Source organism: Enterobacter sp. TMH.L2 (assembly GCF_050847315.1).
Lineage (GTDB): Bacteria > Pseudomonadota > Gammaproteobacteria > Enterobacterales > Enterobacteriaceae > Cedecea.
The window spans coordinates 3,070,867-3,089,520 of record NZ_CP193791.1; the positions used below are offsets into that span (position 1 = coordinate 3,070,867).

At 52.3% G+C, this 18,654-nt stretch carries 21 protein-coding genes, 1 tRNA gene and 1 pseudogene; 11 read left to right on the forward strand and 12 right to left on the reverse strand.

The window, feature by feature from the left end:
- Positions 1–80 precede the first annotated feature (80 nt).
- Complete coding sequence (locus ACREYP_RS14860) at positions 81–230, forward strand: hypothetical protein (protein ID WP_157141384.1); 150 nt, start codon at positions 81–83, stop codon at positions 228–230.
- Here ACREYP_RS14860 and ACREYP_RS14865 read toward each other — a convergent pair.
- From ACREYP_RS14865 to folE2, 6 genes are read right to left on the reverse strand one after another with little or no spacing between them, the layout of a single operon-like run.
- Positions 227–1,576, reverse strand: coding sequence for a dihydroorotase (locus ACREYP_RS14865; protein ID WP_336817784.1), 1,350 nt, complete (start codon positions 1,574–1,576; stop codon positions 227–229). The two genes, ACREYP_RS14860 and ACREYP_RS14865, sit on opposite strands and share 4 nt — an antisense overlap.
- Before the next feature lie 31 nt (positions 1,577–1,607).
- Positions 1,608–2,606 (reverse strand): FecCD family ABC transporter permease, encoded by a 999-nt coding sequence (locus ACREYP_RS14870; RefSeq protein ID WP_336817785.1) that lies wholly within the window; start codon positions 2,604–2,606, stop codon positions 1,608–1,610.
- The gene (locus ACREYP_RS14875) at positions 2,606–3,556 is read right to left on the reverse strand and encodes an ABC transporter substrate-binding protein (RefSeq protein WP_336817904.1); all 951 of its coding nucleotides are present in this window, start codon (positions 3,554–3,556) and stop codon (positions 2,606–2,608) included. The genes ACREYP_RS14870 and ACREYP_RS14875 overlap by 1 nt, the downstream gene beginning before the upstream one ends.
- A 19-nt stretch (positions 3,557–3,575) precedes the next feature.
- Positions 3,576–4,373 carry an ABC transporter ATP-binding protein gene (locus tag ACREYP_RS14880; protein WP_008455672.1) on the reverse strand — a complete coding sequence of 266 codons (798 nt, stop codon included), beginning with the start codon at positions 4,371–4,373 and terminating at the stop codon, positions 3,576–3,578.
- 2 nt (positions 4,374–4,375) lie between these two features.
- Positions 4,376–4,936 carry an LbetaH domain-containing protein gene (locus ACREYP_RS14885; protein WP_166993678.1) on the reverse strand — a complete coding sequence of 187 codons (561 nt, stop codon included), beginning with the start codon at positions 4,934–4,936 and terminating at the stop codon, positions 4,376–4,378.
- Positions 4,926–5,855 carry a GTP cyclohydrolase FolE2 gene (gene folE2, locus ACREYP_RS14890; protein WP_336817786.1) on the reverse strand — a complete coding sequence of 310 codons (930 nt, stop codon included), beginning with the start codon at positions 5,853–5,855 and terminating at the stop codon, positions 4,926–4,928. The genes ACREYP_RS14885 and folE2 overlap by 11 nt, the downstream gene beginning before the upstream one ends.
- A gap of 247 nt (positions 5,856–6,102) precedes the next feature.
- On the opposite strand from folE2, the gene ACREYP_RS14895 reads away from it, so the two are divergent.
- Positions 6,103–6,714: a methylthioribulose 1-phosphate dehydratase gene (locus tag ACREYP_RS14895; protein WP_336817787.1), complete on the forward strand. Its 612-nt coding sequence runs from the start codon at positions 6,103–6,105 to the stop codon at positions 6,712–6,714.
- Positions 6,715–6,742: 28 nt separating this feature from the next.
- Here ACREYP_RS14895 and ACREYP_RS14900 read toward each other — a convergent pair whose 3' ends face one another.
- Positions 6,743–7,930 (reverse strand): sensor histidine kinase, encoded by a 1,188-nt coding sequence (locus ACREYP_RS14900; protein ID WP_336817788.1) that lies wholly within the window; start codon positions 7,928–7,930, stop codon positions 6,743–6,745.
- Entirely contained in the window at positions 7,927–8,625 is a 699-nt protein-coding gene (locus ACREYP_RS14905) for a response regulator (RefSeq protein ID WP_336817789.1), read from the reverse strand. Before ACREYP_RS14905 ends, ACREYP_RS14900 begins: the two co-directional genes overlap by 4 nt.
- Before the next feature lie 126 nt (positions 8,626–8,751).
- Between ACREYP_RS14905 and ACREYP_RS14910 the strand changes: the two genes are divergently transcribed.
- The 5 genes and pseudogenes from ACREYP_RS14910 to ACREYP_RS14930 form a co-directional block, all read left to right on the forward strand.
- Entirely contained in the window at positions 8,752–9,540 is a 789-nt protein-coding gene (locus ACREYP_RS14910; RefSeq protein WP_336817790.1) for a MipA/OmpV family protein, read from the forward strand.
- A gap of 359 nt (positions 9,541–9,899) precedes the next feature.
- Complete coding sequence (locus ACREYP_RS14915) at positions 9,900–10,238, forward strand: RamA family antibiotic efflux transcriptional regulator (RefSeq protein WP_336817905.1); 339 nt, start codon at positions 9,900–9,902, stop codon at positions 10,236–10,238.
- Between the two features lie 776 nt (positions 10,239–11,014).
- The gene (locus ACREYP_RS14920; RefSeq protein ID WP_336817791.1) at positions 11,015–11,518 is read left to right on the forward strand and encodes a GNAT family N-acetyltransferase; all 504 of its coding nucleotides are present in this window, start codon (positions 11,015–11,017) and stop codon (positions 11,516–11,518) included.
- Positions 11,519–11,954: 436 nt separating this feature from the next.
- Complete coding sequence (locus tag ACREYP_RS14925; RefSeq protein ID WP_034810062.1) at positions 11,955–12,053, forward strand: YoaK family small membrane protein; 99 nt, start codon at positions 11,955–11,957, stop codon at positions 12,051–12,053.
- Positions 12,054–12,532: 479 nt separating this feature from the next.
- Positions 12,533–12,793, forward strand: a pseudogene (locus tag ACREYP_RS14930) (site-specific integrase); the annotation flags it as partial.
- An 86-nt stretch (positions 12,794–12,879) separates the two neighbouring features.
- Here the strand turns inward: ACREYP_RS14930 and ACREYP_RS14935 are convergent.
- Together ACREYP_RS14935 and ACREYP_RS14940 are read right to left on the reverse strand one after the other, a co-directional pair.
- Positions 12,880–12,967, reverse strand: a tRNA-Ser gene (locus ACREYP_RS14935).
- 156 nt (positions 12,968–13,123) lie between these two features.
- Complete coding sequence (locus ACREYP_RS14940) at positions 13,124–14,749, reverse strand: ABC transporter substrate-binding protein (protein WP_166875340.1); 1,626 nt, start codon at positions 14,747–14,749, stop codon at positions 13,124–13,126.
- Between the two features lie 226 nt (positions 14,750–14,975).
- Here ACREYP_RS14940 and yccA point away from each other — a divergent pair, with 226 nt between their 5' ends.
- The gene (gene yccA, locus ACREYP_RS14945; protein ID WP_039291604.1) at positions 14,976–15,635 is read left to right on the forward strand and encodes an FtsH protease modulator YccA; all 660 of its coding nucleotides are present in this window, start codon (positions 14,976–14,978) and stop codon (positions 15,633–15,635) included.
- Positions 15,636–15,770: 135 nt separating this feature from the next.
- The gene (gene tusE, locus ACREYP_RS14950) at positions 15,771–16,100 is read left to right on the forward strand and encodes a sulfurtransferase TusE (protein ID WP_008461270.1); all 330 of its coding nucleotides are present in this window, start codon (positions 15,771–15,773) and stop codon (positions 16,098–16,100) included.
- Here tusE and yccX read toward each other — a convergent pair.
- Positions 16,097–16,387 (reverse strand): acylphosphatase, encoded by a 291-nt coding sequence (yccX, locus tag ACREYP_RS14955; protein WP_166995548.1) that lies wholly within the window; start codon positions 16,385–16,387, stop codon positions 16,097–16,099. The genes tusE and yccX overlap by 4 nt on opposite strands.
- Before the next feature lie 161 nt (positions 16,388–16,548).
- On the opposite strand from yccX, the gene rlmI reads away from it, so the two are divergent.
- Positions 16,549–17,739, forward strand: coding sequence for a 23S rRNA (cytosine(1962)-C(5))-methyltransferase RlmI (gene rlmI, locus ACREYP_RS14960; protein ID WP_008461267.1), 1,191 nt, complete (start codon positions 16,549–16,551; stop codon positions 17,737–17,739).
- Positions 17,740–17,800: 61 nt separating this feature from the next.
- On the forward strand, positions 17,801–18,118 hold the full coding sequence (hspQ, locus tag ACREYP_RS14965; RefSeq protein WP_008461265.1) for a heat shock protein HspQ: 318 nt from the start codon (positions 17,801–17,803) through the stop codon (positions 18,116–18,118).
- A 29-nt stretch (positions 18,119–18,147) separates the two neighbouring features.
- Here hspQ and ACREYP_RS14970 read toward each other — a convergent pair whose 3' ends face one another.
- On the reverse strand, positions 18,148–18,561 hold the full coding sequence (locus ACREYP_RS14970; protein ID WP_008461263.1) for a CoA-binding protein: 414 nt from the start codon (positions 18,559–18,561) through the stop codon (positions 18,148–18,150).
- Positions 18,562–18,654: the final 93 nt, after the last annotated feature.

The window sequence follows — 18,654 nt, forward strand, 5'->3', positions numbered from 1 at the left end:
TGTCGCCGGCATCTGCCCATCATTTACTGGCCGCCATGTCTCGCTATAATGAGGCAAATTCCTGCCAATATGATGCTGTGATGAAACTGTTTTACTATTCAGCCGCAGGCATGGTTGCTGCGCTGATTGTGCTCTGGGGAGCGCTGATTGTGGACAGCGCCAATATCCTGCAACAAATGTCCGAGCTGATGCACTACATCGAAGATTTGTTCAAACCTCGCGAACGCTAGCGGTTAAACGCCAGCGCCTGGCCGTAAATCCCCTCGGCAACTGACTCGCCGTCCCAGACGAGGTGCCCGTTCACCAGCGTGCTTTCAACCACGCCGCCCTGCAAGGTGTGCCCTTCGAAGGGTGACCAGCCGCATTTGTAGGCAATATTACTGCCCTCAATGCTGGCGCGTTTCCAGGGGTTGATCACCGCCAGATCGGCCCAGTAACCTTCCCGGATATAGCCGCGATCCTTAATCTGAAAACGTTCGGCTACCGCGTGGCTGGTTTTTCTGACGATAAGTTCAGGCGTGAAAATCCCTCTGGCACACATATCCAGCAGCGCAGGCAGCGCGTGCTGCACCAGCGGCAATCCCGACGGAGCCGAGAAATAATCATTCTGCTTTTCCGCCAGCAAGTGCGGCGCATGGTCGGTCGCAATAATATCAATCACGCCAGTCTTAACTGCCTGCCATAGCGCCCGCTGGTGTTCCTGGCCCTTCACCGATGGGTTGCACTTCAGCCTGTGCCCCAACGCCGCGTAATCATCCTGATTAAAATAGAGGTGATGGATACAGGCTTCCGCCGTGATCGTTTTTCTGCGTAAGGCTTCAAGCGTGGGCGCGGGCTCAAACAACGCCAGCTCATCGGCCGTGGTGATATGCAGCACATGCAGCCGCGTGCCGTGCTTTTTCGCCAGCGCGACCGCCCGGGAAGATGAAAGCAGGCAGGCCTCAACCGAGCGAATAGCTGCGTGTTCTGCGGCCGGGATCTGCTCCCCATATCGCTCTCGCCACAGCGCCTCATTACGTTTGATAGTCGGCGTATCTTCGCAATGCGTGGCCACCAGCCCCGGCGCATGCTGGAAAATAGCCTCCAGAATGCGTTCGTCATCCACCAGCATGTTGCCGGTGGAGGCACCCATAAACACTTTTACGCCGCAGGCGGCATCGGCTGGCAGCGCCTTAAGTTCTTCCAGATTGTCGTTGGTGGCACCGAAATAGAAACTGTAATTGGCCAGTGAACCTTCGGCGGCCCGCTGAAATTTGCCTTCCAGCGCCAGTCTGGTGGTGGTCGGCGGCGAAACGTTGGGCATTTCCATATAGCTGGTGATCCCGCCCATCACCGCCGCGCGTGACTCGCTGGCAATCGTGCCCTTATGCATCAACCCCGGTTCACGAAAATGTACCTGATCGTCTATCATGCCCGGCAGCAGCCACTTCCCGGCAAGATCGCGCACATTCCACGTGGTGCGAGCCGGGATCGCAGCGGCTATTTTTTCAATTCGCCCGTCCACGATGAGCAGATCGCCCTGGTAACGCCGATCCTCATTCATCATCAGCGCGTTGGTCAGTAACAGAGGTTTCATTAGTCGTTTTCTCCGGCTTAAAAAGGCTGCGCTAGCGTCGGGCAACCATCACAACAATAAACAGCCCGCCAATTCCGGCGGTAATAATGCCGATGGGCAGCTCCTGCGGCGCAACCAGCACCCGGCTGACCAGATCGCCGCCGCACAACAAACAGGCCCCGACAAGGGCACACAAAGGCAGCAGCCTGGCGTGCTTAATGGCGGAAAAATGGCGGCAAAGATGCGGCACCATCAGCCCGACAAAGCCAATCACGCCGGTCAGCGATACAAAAATGGCGGTCGAAAAAGCGCAGCACAGAAAAATTTCGGTGCGCAGGCGGGTCACGTTAATGCCCAGCGAAAATGCGGTGCGATCCCCCGCGAGCAATCCATCCAGCGATCGCCATCTCAACAGGCAAAATGCGGCCAGCAGCAGCAAACCGCCAAGCGCAAATCCCAGGTTATCCCATCGCGCCAACCCCAGGCCGCCGAGCGACCAGAATAAAACCGAGCTGGCCGTACGCTGGTCACCGGCGAATATCAGGTAGCTGGTTAACGCCCCGAACAAGAAAGAGACCGCCAGCCCGCAAATAATCAGCGTTTCGGCACCCCGATCGCGTTTGAGCTGGAATAAAGACAGCACCGCAACCGAAGAAAGCAGCCCGCCGCCAAAAGCGGCCGCCGGTAGCGTCCAGACGCCGAAGAAGTCGCCGAAGCGGGTAAAAACCAGCACCGCTCCGGCAGACGCGCCCGAAGAAAGCCCGAACAAAAAAGGGTCCGCCAGCTCATTGCGCGTGGCCGTTTGCAGCAGCGCGCCCACCACCGCCAGCCCCGCGCCGGTCATCAGGGCGAGAAGCGTTCTGGGCAGCCGGATGTCCAGCACGATCCCACGAATCATCGGTGAAATGTCCGTTGCCGTGGGTTGCAGCGCGTTTACCACCTGATTCAGGCTGAGCCGGACCGAGCCTTCCGTTAAGCTAAGCACCGCAAACAATATGACGAGAAACCCCGCCAGGCATGCGGCCCGGCGGTAACTCCAGGCTAAAACCATCACTGTGCCGCGAACAGAACGCGAGCGAGCTTCTCAACCGCGGCGATATTTGCCGGGCCGGGCGTCAACTCGGCGTACTGCAGCTTAAGATAGCGGTGCTGTTTCACCGCCGGGGTGAGCTTCATCAGCGGGTGGCGCTCAAGGAACTGGCGGAGCGAATCAGCGCCCCCGCCGGTCTGGTAATCCAGAAGAATGATGACATCCGGCTCGGCCGACGCAACATTTTCCCAGGAGGTTGTCCCCCAGCTGGTGTCCAGCCCTTCCATGGCGTTTTTACCGCCAGCGGCCTCGATAATGGCCTGCGGCATGGCGTATTTTCCGCTGGTAAACGGTTTGTCTTCCCCGGAGTCATACACAAAGACTTTCAGTGGCCTTGCGCCCGGCAGTGCTTTGGGGAGGGCGGCCAGCCGCGCTTTCCAGCCGTCAACCAGCTTCTGAGCAACCTCCGCCTTACCAAAAATTTTGCCAAGCGTAAGCTCATCGTTATAGAGCAGACCCAGGGTCGCCTTGGTTTTGCTTTCCCCGGAAATCGCGCAGCTTTCGCTGAGCACAAAGGTTTTGATGCCGTATTTGGCAAGACTTTGGGGTGTAACGTCGCCCCCCACTTTCATGCCGTAATTCCAGCCCGCGAAAAAGAAATCTGGATCGGCGGCCAGCAGCGTTTCAAGCGAGGGGTATTTGGGCGCAAGTTCGGGGATCGTCCCCATTTGTCGCTTAAATTCGGGCGTCATTTTGTACCAGCCGGAGATGCCGGTCAGACCCACAATCTGCGGCTGTAAATCCAGAGCAAAAGCCATCTCCGACATGTTCAGGTCGTTGATTACCGCCCGCTTTGGTGCTGCGGTAAAGACAATGGGTTTACCGCAGCTCTCAATGGTCACCGGGAAGCCGGAGGCAAAGGCAGTAAAGGAGGTAAAGGCCAGCCAGAAGCCGGTAGCGATTTTTAACATCATAGCGATCCCTGAAAATTTACCGTGGGCGTGAAGGTTCAAAAAAACGGACTCGTCTGCCTTGCTGGCCTGGATGGTCAACGGTAAAGCTGTCGAGGCCGAAAATGGGGCGAAGTGTTTCGGTATTCAGCGCGGCGTCGGGCACGTTAAAAGCCTGCTGTTGCCCCGCCGACAAAATAAGGACCTTGTCAGCAAACCCTTCGATTAAGTTGAGATCGTGCAGGACGGCGATAACCGTTGTGCCGCGAGCTTTCACCAGCGCTAACAGTTCTTCCCGTGCCGCCAGGTCCAGATGATTAGTCGGCTCATCCAGTAACAGCAACCGGGAGGTTTGCGCCAGCGTTCGCGCCAGAATTGCCCGCTGCCTTTCCCCGCCGGACAGACAGGCCAGCGATTTATGCCGCATCCCGAGCACACCAACCTCTTTCATCGCCCCACACACAATGCAGCGATGTTCTGGCTCCGGCATATCACGGGCAAACGGGAGCCTGCCTAACGCGACATAATCCTCAATGGAGAGACGCAAATCGGGGAGATCGTTTTGCGACATGACCGCCACGAGCTTCGCCCGCAGCTGCGGGTTGAGCTTATTTAAGGGGCGGCCCGCCAGCGTTATTTCCCCCTCGGCCTTTAGTTCCTGGCTCAGCGCCCGCAGCAGCGACGTTTTGCCGCTGCCGTTTGGCCCAATCACGCTGAGCCGCTCACCTTTTCTCAGGTGAAAATTAATCGCCACCGGCCAGGCTGCGCCCTGCGGACGGGCAATCGCCCGCAGGGAAACGCTTAGCTCGGCTGCTGGTTCTCCGGGGGAAAAAGGCATGCTCAGAACTCGTTGCGCAGCAGTTGGTAACCTTCCACCAGCTTGACGTTGGTGTTGGCCACCTCTTCAGAAAACTGCACCGAAGCGGGGTCAACCCGTGAATATTGGCTTAAATCAGAGTCGGGCCCCACGCGCTCGGTGGACGGAATATACGTTTGCTTCGGCAGTGTCACCCCATCAACCACCGCGTTGTAGCGAATGACGCAGCCGGTTTGTACGTGGCAGTTAAAAAGTACGCTGTTAAAGCCGATAAACACCCGCTCGTCGACCCGGCAAGGGCCGTGCACAATCGCCCGGTGCGCAATCGACGTACCGCTGCCAATGGTCACCGGCGCCCCGCTTTTCGAGTGAATAACCACGCCATCCTGAATATTCGAATGGGAATGGATCACGATAGGATCCATGTCGCCTTCGGCGTTCAGCTCATCGGCGCGGATCACCGCGTAAGGCCCGACATAAACATAGTCATGAATAATGACCCGGCCACAAATCACCGCCGTGGGATCGATGTACGCTTTGGGAGAGACCTGTGGCAGATGGCCTGAAGGGTTTTTACGCAGCATGGTGATTTCCTGTCCAATGAATACGGGCCACCGCGTTGTGCGCATGGAGGCTTTCCTGATGCTCAACGCGGAGGGTAAAAGCGGTGCTAAAAGGCGCGTCCTGCATCGCCTTGTTCAGGCGGCGAGCGGCGTCTTCGCAAAACATCAAATTTTGGCCATTGGCCAGGGCGAAGGCCTGCTCGTCGCTACGCTTAACCACCGTTTGCACCGCCGTGCCAAGCGCGGCCTCGCAGCGGTCGATAAGTTCCTCGAAAGGCAACGTAGCAACATCCGGCTTCAGCTGGCAGCTAACCCACGCCCAGCTTCTCTGGCTGTGGGGCGTACCCGGCATGCCCTTCTCGCCCAGCCAGGCCAGCATTTCTTCGACGGACACACCCTCCTTTCGCGAGCCAAAGTCCCGCTGAAACTGCTGCTGCGCGAGATTGCGACTCAGCGCCGCCGAGGCCGGACAGGTAGATGAATACGGGATCCCCACCCGAAGCGTGACCGCAAAACCTTCCCCGCGCTCCGCCAGGATGCGGATGGGGTAAGCCTTCCAGCCAAAGTTGTTTGAGGTTAAAGATTTGCGGGACAGCAGCAGTTCGCCGGTGATTTCCACGCTGGCGCGGTCGCTGCTGCGCTGGTGCGAAACCAAAAATTCGCCCAGTAAACGGCGCAGTACCGCCGGCGTAATTTCACCCTGGGTTAGCTCGTCCAGCAGCAGATAGATCCGGGACATATGAATGCCCTTTTCCGCTTCCGGGGAACGGAGAAGATTGATCCCGGCGTTGACTTTCGCCGTCAGCGGGCGCCCCGCCACCTCCACCGGAAGGTCGATTTGTTCCATGCCAACCCAGGACAGGGCCATGTCGAAATCGTGGCTTCTGAGTGACTGAATATCAGGCAGCATTTTGGGGCATAACATTGGAGTGACCGTCATATTGTACATCGTTTTGCTGTAATTTTGTTACGTTATAACATAACAAAACTCATTTGTGCAAAGCGACATTTTGCCGAAAAGCGAACCCGCCCGATCACCGGAGAAAATTCGGTGTAAAACCGCTGATTGGATCGATATATCTTATCACCCGGCAAGTGTTGCCCGAGTGTTCACACAATGATAGCATCATGTAAACAGCCATTTAGACGGCTAGACAGTTAAACTAAAAAGCATTGAGGAATACCGTATGTGGCAAGAAAGGCTCGCGCAGTTGGTCAGCACCTGTCATTGGATTGGCGCTAAAGGCTGGGCTCCGGCGACCGGCGGCAATATGTCCATTCGCCAGGATGCCGAGTGGTGCTGGCTGAGCGAATCCGGGCGCGACAAAGGCAGCCTGACCAGCGAGGATTTCCTGCAGGTAGACATTGCCACGAATCAGGCGCCGTCGGGGCGTAAACCCTCCGCCGAAACCGGACTGCACACGCTGGTTTATCGGCTTTTTCCTGAAGCAAACGTCGTGCTGCACGTCCACACCGTGAATGCCACCGTGCTGTCGCGGATTGAAAAAGGCCCGGCGTTGAACATCAGCGGCTATGAAATGCAAAAAACCCTGACTGGCCAGCAGACGCACCTCGACACGGTGCCAATTGCTATCTTCGATAACGATCAGGACATCGATGCGCTGGCAAAACGCATTGAACGGCATGCCGAACAGGCTCCCCTGAAATACGGTTTCCTGCTGCGTGGCCACGGCCTGACCTGCTGGGGCAAAGACGTCGCCGAAGCACGTCGTCAGCTTGAAGGGCTTGAATTCCTGTTCGAATGCGAAATGCAGCGCCGCCTGTACGAGCGCGATTAGCAGCGAGTTCGCCAGCAGTACGAGTAAGTCAGGTTTCATCTTCGCTGAGCGGCACGGGCAAATTTATCGTCATCAGCAACCCGCCCTCGGCAGGCAGGCTGGCGTGGATATCCCCGTGGTGCGCATGACAGATTTCTCTGGCAATAGAAAGCCCCAGCCCGCTGCCGCCTGAATCTCTTGCCCGCGAACGCTCCCCGCGGGTGAAACGCTCAAAAATATGCGGCAGATAATCCCCGGCGACGCCAGGCCCGGTATCAAGAAACTGGATTTCAATGCCCTGCTTAAGATGGCGAAAGCGAATGGACATGAGATCGCCCCTGCTGCAATAGCGAAGCATGTTCTCAATGATAATGGTGAAGACCTGCCCCAGTCGGGCTTCATCTCCTGAGTAATAGAATTCATCTTCCGCCTCCACCCAGACGGACATCCCGGCCGCTTCCAGCTGGGGTTTTAGCCATGCTACTCGTTCATTCAGGACTTCAGAAAGCGAGAATACGCCGTGCTGGAGCGAGAGTTGCCCCGCGCTCGCCAGGGAAAGGAAATGCAAATCATCGGTCAGGTGGCTGAGGTTTTTTAGCTGCGTCATCACCATATTCAGCTGTTTTTCATCCGCCGGAAACACATGGTCGATCATGCCCTGCAGCCGCCCCATAGCGGCGGTAAGCGGTGAGCGCAGTTCATGTGCGGCCGCGACGTGCGCGGCCTTAAGCTCGCGTTCGTACAGCGCCAGCTGGCTAATCATTTTATTGAAGTTGCTGGCAAAGCGAGTCACCTCCGCCGGGCATTCATCCACCCGTTTTGCCTGTTGATTGAAATCCCCCTGAGCCACTATCTCCGCGACGTCCGTCAGGCTGCGAAACTGCGCGGCAAGCGGACGCGTGGCGCGTAAACAGCTGACGATCACAAATGGGGTCGCCATGGAAATAAAGATAAACAGCCAGCCCCAGTTGAGAGAGCTGATGGAAGGCGTGCTGTATTCAATTCCCCAGCGGGCATCCACAATTTGATGAAAACGAACAATGTCTAAGTCAGGGTTCGCCCGCAGCGTCAGAAACTCCTGGTAAGCGGCAGGCGACATGTGATGCACAACCCAGTAATACTGAACCGCGTAGATGCTCCACATCGCCAGCACGATGAAAAACAGTACGCTGACGGCCACCACGATGATACGAATCGATATCCACAGCAGGAGCGATTTGCTCTTTTTGTTGTTCATGGTTTGCAGAACCTGTAGCCAATGCCACGCACGTTCAGAATGAGATTATCAACTCCCGCCGCCTCAAGCTTTTTCCTTAAGTTATAGACATGCGTGTCCACCACTCGCTCCAGAGCGTCGCTTTCCGGGAGACACTCTTCGAGCAAAAACTGGCGGCTGAGCGGCCTCGTCGAGGCACGCATTAGCGTTTTCAAAATAGAAAACTCGGTGAGCGTTAAATCCAGGCGCAGGGGAGGATGCCCCTCATGCAACACCTGCGCCGCCAAATTGGTGACATCAACCTCCAGTGGACCCCAGCGTAAAACATCCTCTGCGGGGAGTTGGCTGGCCTGGCTGCGCCTGAGCACGGCCTGCACCCTGGCCATGACTTCGCCGGGATTGTAGGGCTTAACCACATAATCATCGGCGCCATAGCGTAAAGCGCCGATCTTGTCATAGGGTTCGCCCATGGCGGTGATCATGATGACGGACGTATTGCCCTTTCGCCTGACGGCCGCAAGAATTTCCGTGCCGTTCATCCCGGGGAGCATGACGTCCAGCAAAATAAGATCGGGCTTCCAGGTAACCACCGTGTTCATGCCCGCCAGGCCATCCCCGGCCACCGAAACGCTATATCCTTCGCGTTTAAGATAGGCCTCCAACACATTTGCCGCATCAGCGTCGTCTTCAATCACCAGGACCCGTTTATTTTTCATTTAATGTTACCTTGACAGTTTCTTCACAAATCCCTGGTCGTTCATTGATAAGCCCTCAGCATAATCCTTTTACTTACTGAGCTAAGTATGCACAAAAAATATAAACACCTGACGATGAGAATCATTATGTTAACGAAGAAAAGCACAAAATACATAATTGCACCGCTGATAATTTCCAGTATTTCATCATCGTATGCAAGTGAATTTAATTCTGATCAAACCGTGACAACCTTTGGCCTTGGAGCTATATCCTCTCCGCGATACAGCGGAGCTAATGAACAAAACACCAGTGTTATTCCACTGATACACATTCAGATGAGTAATATCTTCTTTGATTCCATGAATGGGCTTGGCATTCATCTTCAAAGCGATAATGGTTTATATTTCGAGCCAACATTGGGTTACGATTCAGGCCGCACGGATAAAAATTCAGGCTGGCGAAAAGGCTCGAATAAACTTAAAGGCATGGGGGATATTTCGTCTACGGTCAATTCGGGTATTGCGCTTGGCTGGGCCGTCGCCCCCTGGCTGGTTTTTGAAGGTAAAACAACGCTGCCGTTAAATGATGGTCAGGGCGTATCTTATTCCACAGCAATAAATTATATCCCGATTATGAACGAAGTTAATACGCTCACATTTCAGGCCAGCGCATTATTTGGCGATGCCCGTTATATGAATACCTGGTACGGCGTCAACGAACAGCAGCACAACCGATCAGGTTTCTCGCGCTACAGTAGCGCCGGTGGGTTTTACGGCACGGATACCAGCCTGATGCTGATCCATCAGTTCAGCGAACACTGGGGAGGCTTGTTTAGCCTGAGCTATGCCTGGCTTGATAAGAAAGCCTCCAACAGCCCCATCGTCATGAGAAAAGACGGTACGACCGGTATGCTTGCCATCAATTATACTTTCTGATTTCTTTTGCCATTGTGTATTCATTACAACAACAGGCCGAAGCACCGTTATGAAGATCGAGCTTATTGTGATTTTCACCTTCGTGGCATTTCTCTCCTCCACGGGAGTTCATGATTTTAAAGCGTGCCTGTACGAAAAGGGTGATTTTAACGTCTGTAATAATACAGACGTTAAAAGCATACATTCAAAACACCCTCCGAAATCACCCTTATATAAAAACAACGTCAGGCGTTGCCATTCAGATAAAACAAAAAACATCGATCGTTATATTTTATCCTGCCATCTTAGAAATTTCATTAAATCACTACTGCAGCGTTCAACGCGTAACTAAGCATTTACTAACACTGAGAGATATCAGCATGAAGATTTCCGCCAAAGTCATAGAAACCATCACCGGCTGGATAGATAATAATATTCATCGTCGATTACGAATAGAGGATATTGCTCGCTATTCTGGCTACTCTAAATGGCACTTCCAGAGAATTTTTTTATATTATAAAGGCGAAAGTATTGGCCGATACATCAGAATCAGAAAATTACAGCTGGCGGCACAGGATCTCAAAAATACCCAGGAGCGAATCGTCGATATTTCGGTGAAGTACGGCTTTGACTCACAGCAGAGCTTTAACCGGCTGTTTACCCGCAGCTTTAAGATGTCGCCAGGAACTTACAGGAAGGCTAAAGGTATACGAGGGTGATGTACAAAGCCTGCACTTGCAGCGCGTTGCTACAGCGCCAAAGCAAAAGGGGCTGCCTTTCGGCAACCCCTTCGAATGTTGGCGGAAGCGCAGAGATTCGAACTCTGGAACCCTTTCGGGTCGCCGGTTTTCAAGACCGCACTATAATTACATTAAATCAATAAGCTAACTTGTAGGCATGGTATAAACAGAAAAAATAGCAATGCTAAAAATCAACAAGTTACCGACTTATAAACACTTAATATACCAACACTTTACTGCCATCCGTCATCGGGGGTCGCACGTTCAGACTCTCATGCAGACCAAATAATCACTGAAAACCAGATCCTTACCACTGACTTTGTGTGACTTGATATACCTAGTTCATATTCGTGGCCTAGGACGATACTAATGACGCAGCACCACATACAAAAAATAATCATAAGATAATGTTTTTTATTGATTATTACTGACTGCCAACTTTTTGTTTTACGCCAAAATCATCATGCACTAACTTGCCGAAACCGCTATCGTTATTTCTAGTTTTGGGGAGAACATTTAGCCATTAATCCTATTTTTTACCTCAGTGTATTCAACATCCTATTGCTAGTGGAAAACCTCAATGGTAACACTTTTAATACCGCTGAGGTCCGCTATGATCCAGGAGCAGACTTCGGCGTCAGCAGGATTACGTTAAGTTGGCAAAGCTATATGTTACATTTTTTTCATAGTGGATTGATGGTTAAGTCGGTAGAGTAGTACTGAGTTTGCTTTATTAGTAAGAGTGAGAGAGTAGATTGAAAACAAAACAATCAAAAATTCTTAAATCAATTTATAGGCCCATGCATTGCGACGAGTTTGACCTCTGGGCAGACCTATCTTCAAATGACTATGTTGAAGACCTGATGACAAATCATCGGTACAGCCGTAAAAAAGCTCAAGTAGAGGCGTCGAAATCATTTAAAACAGCTTTGCCTGCGGGTATGCTTACTCCAAATAACCACTTTAGAACTTATGAACATGACAGTCAGGCTGTGGGATATCTGTGGTTCAGCCTGGAAGATAACTCAGCTTTTTTATCAGATATAATGCTTATTCCAGAATTTCAGGGGAAGGGAATGGGCAGGGATTTTATCCGTGCGTTCCTGAATGAGTTGGCTAGTCAGGGTGCGTTTGAGGTGGAGCTAAGAGTATCACCGGACAACCAAAGGGCTTTAAATTTATATAAAGAGTTTGGTTTTAGGATAACTGGTTTTGATATGAGTCTTTTGCTGGAGCCCGAGTTATCAGTAATCCGTTAATCATAATGTTCGGGAACAATGTTTTACTTCTGATTGCCTGCTCACATCGCCTGTTGGATTCAGGCAAAATGGCTATTAATACCGATTGCCTTACTGTGAATTTTTCTGCCGACTGATCATGGGTTGGTGCTAAAACGTTTGATGAAACACATATTGCCAAACCTCGCCTCCCACTTAATTTGACAATCCTTAAACGGCTATGGGACAAATTGTATACATCTATGCTAATGCCTGCAGAAAGCGCACATGGGTGAACAGGCGATGAACATCCTCATCCGTGGCGTGACAGCCGTCTATATGGCAGTAGCGCCTCACACTGATTAAATCGCCAGGTTATTCCCTCTCCCATTTATCTATACAATTTCAAAGCATAATAGACTGACGAGAAACCAGAATAGCGCCAGTAGCCATAACAACTAACAGGAAGTCACAGCCCATGAAAATAGGATATCTGTTCCCAGTTGCCATCATCGTTTCTGCTGTATTGCTACTGGCATGGTTTATCATCGGTGGTTATGCAATGCCGGTGCAGTGATACGCGCCCGCATGCAAGGCGTTAGAGTAAATAGAGGCCGCAGAAATGCGGCTTTTGTTAGCGAAGGGAAGAGACTCCAGTTCAATCAGTCAGTAATCCGATATGTAAGCGTCTCACATGCACTGTCTTGCGCTTAGTACTAACCGTCCGTGCCCCAAATCCCCTAACTCTGGCAGAGTGGCTGATGCCTGTTTCTGCTAATCGATCTCAGTGCTCCATTTATTTACTAAGATTAATCTAGGCGTGGATTAATCAACGGGGAGCAGGTCACCATACCCGGAGCTTTTGGTTGAGTAGAGTCTCCCTGAGCGCCTGGCTTTACTGGCCCATAGACATTTATGCAGCCACTTAGCAGCAGCACAACAGCAGGTATTAGCTTTCTCATAATGGTTATCGGTAATAAAGTGTCGTGCAGCCTGCCAGACTGATGCACAGGATAGCCAAAAGGAAAAATTTATATCTCATATGTAGGGCCATCAGGGGGCGCCATGAATAAGAAAACGTTCAACACCTGGTGGAATAAGGCAAAGAAAGCCGCAGCTTTAAAACTGGGCCACGCTGTGCCTGGAATATTCCACGACATTAAGGCCAAGGCTATTTCAGATTACGAAGGGAGCAGCAGAGACAAGCAACTCTTCTCAGGCCATAAAACGGAAAGTCAGGTTACGACGTATGACCGAAAAGTGAAAATTTCACCAACACTCGCAGCACCGGTACTGAGCAAAACAGAGAGAAAATGAGAGGGCTAAGAACAAGAATATACCAAGTGAATATACCAACACCCCAAAAACAAAAAGGGTCGCCTTTCGGCAACCCCTTCGAATGTTGGCGGAAGCGCAGAGATTCGAACTCTGGAACCCTTTCGGGTCGCCGGTTTTCAAGACCGGTGCCTTCAACCGCTCGGCCACACTTCCAACGAGGCGAACTATAAACATACCCATACTTCATGTAAAGCACGATTTTGTTCAATCGCCTGAAATTTCATCATATTTGTGTTATTTGCCTGAAACAGCAGCAACATGCTCAGTTTCAAGCCGCTTTTCTGCCCTCCGGAGAGGGCAGCGTCAGCATTAGTGCTTTTTGATGTAGAGATCCTGGGTTAAATATTTGCCCAGCGTGCTCGGTGCATAACCTCCTACGTAAGGTTTCACCAGTTGAACCTTCACATAGTGGTAGATAGGGATGGTCGGGACGTCTTTCGCAAGAATATCTTCGGCCTGCTGATAGTACTTCGCACGCTCTTCCTGGGTAGTGGCCTGTGAAGCTTTAGCGATGATCTCATCGTAGGCAGGATTGCTGTATTTGGAACTGTTCTGGCTATCGCCGGTACGGAAGTTATTCAGGTAGGTCGCCGCATCATCGTAGTCGGCAATCCAGCCGTAGCGCACCAGGTCATAATTGCCGGTACGTTTGGTATCCAGCATGGTTTTCCATTCCTGGTTTTGGAGCTTCGCCTCGACGCCGATGTTCTTCTTCCACATTGAACTGGCCGCAATGGCAATGCGCTGGTGAGATTCAGAGGTGTTATAAAGCAGGTTGAACTGCAACGGATGAGATTCGTTAAAACCCGCCTCTGCCAGCAATTTCTTCGCCTCAGCGACACGCTTATCGTGGCTCCAGCTACCGTACTCCGCAGGCTTAAGCGTTATCCCGCCAATTTTAGGTTGGCTTACCAGCCACGCAGGCTTTTGCCCCTGCCCTAACACCTTACCGGCGATGATATCTTTATCCAGCGCCAGGTTTAATGCCAGACGAACGCGTGGGTCGTTAAACGGCGCTTTGGTGGTATTGAATTCATAATAGTAAGTGGACAGATAAGGCGTGATATGGACCTGGTCCGGAATCGATTTTTTCAGTGAGGCAAACAGCGTTTCCGGCACGGTATAGGTGATGTCGATCTCACCCGCTTTATAGCGGTTTATATCTGCTGTACCGGAAGTCACAGGCAGATAAGTCACCTTATTAATCACCGTATGAGCATCGTCCCAGTACTGCTTATTACGCTCGCCGACGACTTTCTCGTTCACCACCCACTGCGACAGCTTATACGGACCGCTGCTCACGAAGTTGGCCGGCTGGGTCCATTTATCCCCAAATTTTTCTACCGCAGCTTCGCTCACCGGTACCATAGACGTATGGCCAAGCATCAGCAGGAAGGCCGACGTTGGCTGGTCCAGCGTTACCTGAACGGTGTTGGCATCCAGCGCCTTCACACCCAGGCTATCGACCGGCTTTTTGCCTTCGGCAATGTCATTGGCATTTTCGATATGCATCGTGCCGGGATAAGTTGCGTAAGGGGAGCCCGTTTTAGGATCGACTAAACGCTTCCAGCTCCAGACCACGTCCTGCGCAGTGATAGGTTCACCGTTGGACCACTTAATTCCCGGACGCAGATGGAATGTCCAGACCTTGTTGTCCTGATTATCCCATTTTTCGGCCAGATGAGGTTCGATAGAACCATCGTTTTTGACGCGAATCAGGCCGTCAAAAAAGTCGCCGATAATATTACTTTCAACGTCGCTCTCCACTTTGTGGGGATCCAGCGACGCCGGTTCACTGCCGTTGTTACGTACCAGCTCCTGTTTGGCTGCAAGCTCGGTTCCTGGCGGAACGTCTGCTGCCCATGCGCTGGAAATAGCGCTGAGCAGACCCAGAGCAACCAATGATTTTGAGAATGTGTTGTTGTTTGCTTTCATGACCTACGCCTTATTAATGTTATTTAACGACGGTACGGCTAACACTCTTAGTCGGCTTTAGGTAATAAAGCAATATTTTTCAGCCACCTATAAGTGGGTGTTATGGCATTAATTTTTTACAATGTGATAAACTGCACGAGGTAAAGATGGGTAAAAAGGCTTTTGTCTAATAAAGGCGGGCATTATGCTCATGACCATAAAACACCTGTAAAAGAGAGAGTTTAGAATGGATCGCATTATTACCTCCTCGCGTGACCGTTCGTCACTGCTCAGCACCCACAAGGTGCTACGTAATACCTATTTCCTGCTGAGTTTAACGCTGGCATTTTCCGCGTTGACGGCAACCGCCAGCACCGTACTGATGCTGCCTTCTCCAGGGCTGATTCTGACGCTGGTCGGCATGTACGGCCTGATGTTCCTGACCTACAAAACTGCGGATAAACCAGTGGGCATTTTGTCTGCATTCGCCTTTACCGGCTTCCTGGGCTATATCCTGGGGCCAATGCTGAATGCGTATCTGTCCGCAGGCATGGGTGATGTTATTGGCCTGGCGCTGGGTGGTACCGCACTGGTCTTCTTTAGCTGCTCTGCTTATGTGCTGACAACCCGTAAAGACATGTCCTTCCTCGGCGGCATGCTGATGGCGGGCGTGGTGGTTGTGCTGATTGGTATGGTGGCAAACATCTTCCTGCAGCTCCCGGCTCTGCACCTGGCGATTAGCGCGGTGTTTATCCTGATCTCTTCTGGCGCCATCCTGTTTGAGACCAGCAACATTATCCGCGGCGGTGAAACAAACTACATCCGCGCGACCGTAAGCCTGTATGTTTCTCTTTACAACATCTTCGTTAGCCTGCTGAGCATCCTTGGTTTTGCCAGCCGCGACTAACTGATGCCGTAATCCCTAAAAGAGAATGCCTTGTGCATTCTCTTTTTTTGCCCTCAATCCTGCCGCATTCCGCCCTTAAGCCCACAGAGAAAATTTGCTACACTTCGCCCGATTTGACGTAAATAGCGGATAACTATGTTGACCTTTGAAGGCAGAGAAATAGAGACAGATGCCGATGGCTACCTGAAAAATAGCCAAGAGTGGAGCGAGCCGCTGGCGGAAGAGATTGCCGCCAAAGAAGGCATTACCCTGGCGGTAGAGCACTGGGAAGTGGTTCGCTTCGTACGCGAGTTTTATCTGGAGTTTAATACCTCCCCGGCCATTCGCATGCTGGTTAAGGCTATGGCGAACAAGTTCGGCGAAGAGAAAGGCAACAGCCGCTATCTTTATCGCCTGTTCCCGAAAGGCCCCGCCAAACAGGCCACAAAAATCGCTGGTCTGCCAAAACCGGTGAAGTGTATCTAGTAGCGGATACCAAAGTTGATCCATTCGCGTTCGGGTTGATACGGTTCAGTCAGAACTTTATCAACCCTGGCGCTACGTGGCCCGCCGGCTTTTAGCCACGCCAGCAGCTTTTCAACCTGCCCCGCCTCTCCGCAGGCCACCACCTCCACGCTGCCATCATCCAGGTTACGGGCATAGCCGGTTAAGCCAAGCTTTTCCCCCTCACGCTGAGTGCTGTAACGAAAGCCCACGCCCTGAACCATGCCGTGTACCCAACACTTCACGCACTGCTTGTCTGAACTCATCATTGCCTCCGCCTGAACGCTCAAAACAGTTCTAAGTCTAACAAACTCCGTGTTTTTTTCTTTGGCAGTAACCCACTCTGTGAGGCTTTCACGTGAATAAATTGCAATTAGCGGCCCTAAACCGGAAAATGGCGCCCATTTCTTAGCGAAGCAGCAAATAAATTATGAGCGTACGTTTAGTGTTAGCCAAAGGGCGTGAGAAGTCATTATTGCGCCGTCATCCATGGGTTTTCTCTGGGGCTGTTGCACGCCTGGAAGGCAAGGCCAGTCTCGGTGAAACGGTTGATGTGGTGGACAGCCAGGGCAAATGGCTAGCCCGAGCGGCATATTCCCCTGAATCGCAAATCCGCGCCCGCGTCTGGACCTTTGATCAGGCTGAAAGTATCGATATCGCCTTCTTTACTCGCCGCCTGCAGCAGGCCCAGCAGTGGAGAGACTGGCTGGCTAAGCGTGATGGGCTGGACAGCTACCGACTGATCGCCGGTGAATCTGACGGTTTACCGGGCGTGACTATCGATCGTTTTGGCAACTTCCTGGTGCTGCAGCTGTTGTCTGCCGGCGCAGAATATCAGCGCCCGGCACTCGTTGCCGCCCTGCAGTCTCTCTACCCTGAATGCTCTGTTTACGATCGCTCCGATGTGACCGTGCGTAAGAAAGAAGGCATGGCTTTGACTCAGGGGCCGGTCAGCGGTGAACTGCCTCCTGCCCTGCTGCCTATCGAAGAACACGGTATGAAGCTGCTGGTAGACATTCAGGGCGGGCATAAAACGGGCTATTACCTCGATCAGCGCGACAGCCGTTTCGCCACTCGCCGCTACGTTGATAATAAACGCGTCCTGAACTGCTTCTCCTACACCGGTGGTTTTGCCGTTTCTGCGTTGATGGGTAACTGCAGCCAGGTGGTAAGCGTGGATACCTCTCAGGACGCGCTGGATATCGCCAGAAAAAACGTAGAGCTGAACAAGCTTGATCTCAGCAAAGCCGAGTTTCTTCGTGACGATGTGTTCAAACTGCTGCGCAAATATCGCGACCAGGGCGAGAAATTCGACGTCATCGTCATGGACCCGCCTAAATTTGTTGAAAACAAAAACCAGCTGGCGGGCGCCTGCCGGGGCTATAAAGACATCAACATGTTAGCGATTCAGTTACTGAACCCTGGCGGCATTCTGATGACTTTCTCCTGCTCCGGGCTGATGACCACAGATTTATTCCAGAAAATCATCGCCGATGCCGCCGTAGATGCCGGGCGTGATGTACAATTTATAGAACAGTTCCGCCAGGCGGCCGATCACCCGGTGATCGCAACCTACCCGGAAGGGCTGTATCTGAAAGGGTTTGCCTGTCGAGTCATGTAGCTTGAAAAGGCGGAAATTGCCCGCATATTCGTATGCAGAGTAATGTTCCCGGGAGGTGACTATGATTGCCAGCAAATTCGGTATTGGCCAGCAGGTTCGCCATTCTTTACTGGGCTATCTGGGCGTAGTGGTCGACATTGACCCCGAGTATTCGCTCGATGAGCCGCAGGAAGACGATCTGGCCGACAATAGCGCACTCCGCGCGGCGCCGTGGTACCACGTTGTCATGGAAGATGAGGATGGCCAGGCGATTCATACCTATCTCGCCGAAGCTCAGCTCAGTTCTGAAGATGACGACGAGCACCCTGAACAGCCGTCAATGGACGAACTGGCTGCCTCGATACGCCAACAGCTTCAGGCCCCACGCCTGCGTAACTGATTAAAAACCCCGCCGATGCGGGGTTTTTCTTATTTCGCCAGCCCAAGGCGAGGGATTTCAATCGCCGGGCATTTATCCATCACAACGCTTAATCCCGCATTCTGTGCCAGCACCGCAGCCTGCTCATTAATCACGCCAAGCTGCATCCATAGCGTTTTCGCTCCCACGGCGATGGCATCCTGCGCTACGCCCCAGGCGGCCTCAGAATTACGGAACACATCGACCATATCAATTTTCTTCGGTACGTCCGCAAGCGTGGCATAGCCCTGCTGCCCTAACAGCGTTTTACCCGCGACCTTCGGCGACACAGGAATAACCTCATAACCTTGTTTGAGCAGGTAATCCATCACCCGATAACTCGGACGATCGGGCTTGTCGCTGGCCCCCACCAGCGCAATGGTACGGGTGGTTTTCAGGATATTTTCGATATCACTTTGTTTCATAGCGCCCCCTAAGATGTTGTCTGAAGTGTATGCCAAACCCCGTCACCCAGCCATCTTTCTACTGGATACTCAGGCGCGCAATTTCTGAAAATA

What these genes read in the sequence shown, in the direction of transcription:
- ACREYP_RS14925 (WP_034810062.1), top strand. Translation starts at nt 11,955, where the DNA reads ATGAAAATAGGATATCTGTTCCCAGTTGCCATCATCGTTTCTGCTGTA.
- ACREYP_RS14885 (WP_166993678.1), bottom strand. Translation starts at nt 4,936, where the DNA reads ATGCTGCGTAAAAACCCTTCAGGCCATCTGCCACAGGTCTCTCCCAAA.
- hspQ (WP_008461265.1), top strand. Translation starts at nt 17,801, where the DNA reads ATGATTGCCAGCAAATTCGGTATTGGCCAGCAGGTTCGCCATTCTTTA.
- ACREYP_RS14940 (WP_166875340.1), bottom strand. Translation starts at nt 14,749, where the DNA reads ATGAAAGCAAACAACAACACATTCTCAAAATCATTGGTTGCTCTGGGT.
- yccA (WP_039291604.1), top strand. Translation starts at nt 14,976, where the DNA reads ATGGATCGCATTATTACCTCCTCGCGTGACCGTTCGTCACTGCTCAGC.
- ACREYP_RS14860 (WP_157141384.1), top strand. Translation starts at nt 81, where the DNA reads ATGAAACTGTTTTACTATTCAGCCGCAGGCATGGTTGCTGCGCTGATT.
- ACREYP_RS14915 (WP_336817905.1), top strand. Translation starts at nt 9,900, where the DNA reads ATGAAGATTTCCGCCAAAGTCATAGAAACCATCACCGGCTGGATAGAT.
- ACREYP_RS14895 (WP_336817787.1), top strand. Translation starts at nt 6,103, where the DNA reads ATGTGGCAAGAAAGGCTCGCGCAGTTGGTCAGCACCTGTCATTGGATT.
- tusE (WP_008461270.1), top strand. Translation starts at nt 15,771, where the DNA reads ATGTTGACCTTTGAAGGCAGAGAAATAGAGACAGATGCCGATGGCTAC.
- folE2 (WP_336817786.1), bottom strand. Translation starts at nt 5,855, where the DNA reads ATGACGGTCACTCCAATGTTATGCCCCAAAATGCTGCCTGATATTCAG.
- ACREYP_RS14970 (WP_008461263.1), bottom strand. Translation starts at nt 18,561, where the DNA reads ATGAAACAAAGTGATATCGAAAATATCCTGAAAACCACCCGTACCATT.
- ACREYP_RS14910 (WP_336817790.1), top strand. Translation starts at nt 8,752, where the DNA reads ATGTTAACGAAGAAAAGCACAAAATACATAATTGCACCGCTGATAATT.
- ACREYP_RS14880 (WP_008455672.1), bottom strand. Translation starts at nt 4,373, where the DNA reads ATGCCTTTTTCCCCCGGAGAACCAGCAGCCGAGCTAAGCGTTTCCCTG.
- ACREYP_RS14905 (WP_336817789.1), bottom strand. Translation starts at nt 8,625, where the DNA reads ATGAAAAATAAACGGGTCCTGGTGATTGAAGACGACGCTGATGCGGCA.
- ACREYP_RS14900 (WP_336817788.1), bottom strand. Translation starts at nt 7,930, where the DNA reads ATGAACAACAAAAAGAGCAAATCGCTCCTGCTGTGGATATCGATTCGT.
- ACREYP_RS14875 (WP_336817904.1), bottom strand. Translation starts at nt 3,556, where the DNA reads ATGTTAAAAATCGCTACCGGCTTCTGGCTGGCCTTTACCTCCTTTACT.
- yccX (WP_166995548.1), bottom strand. Translation starts at nt 16,387, where the DNA reads ATGATGAGTTCAGACAAGCAGTGCGTGAAGTGTTGGGTACACGGCATG.
- ACREYP_RS14865 (WP_336817784.1), bottom strand. Translation starts at nt 1,576, where the DNA reads ATGAAACCTCTGTTACTGACCAACGCGCTGATGATGAATGAGGATCGG.
- ACREYP_RS14870 (WP_336817785.1), bottom strand. Translation starts at nt 2,606, where the DNA reads ATGGTTTTAGCCTGGAGTTACCGCCGGGCCGCATGCCTGGCGGGGTTT.
- rlmI (WP_008461267.1), top strand. Translation starts at nt 16,549, where the DNA reads ATGAGCGTACGTTTAGTGTTAGCCAAAGGGCGTGAGAAGTCATTATTG.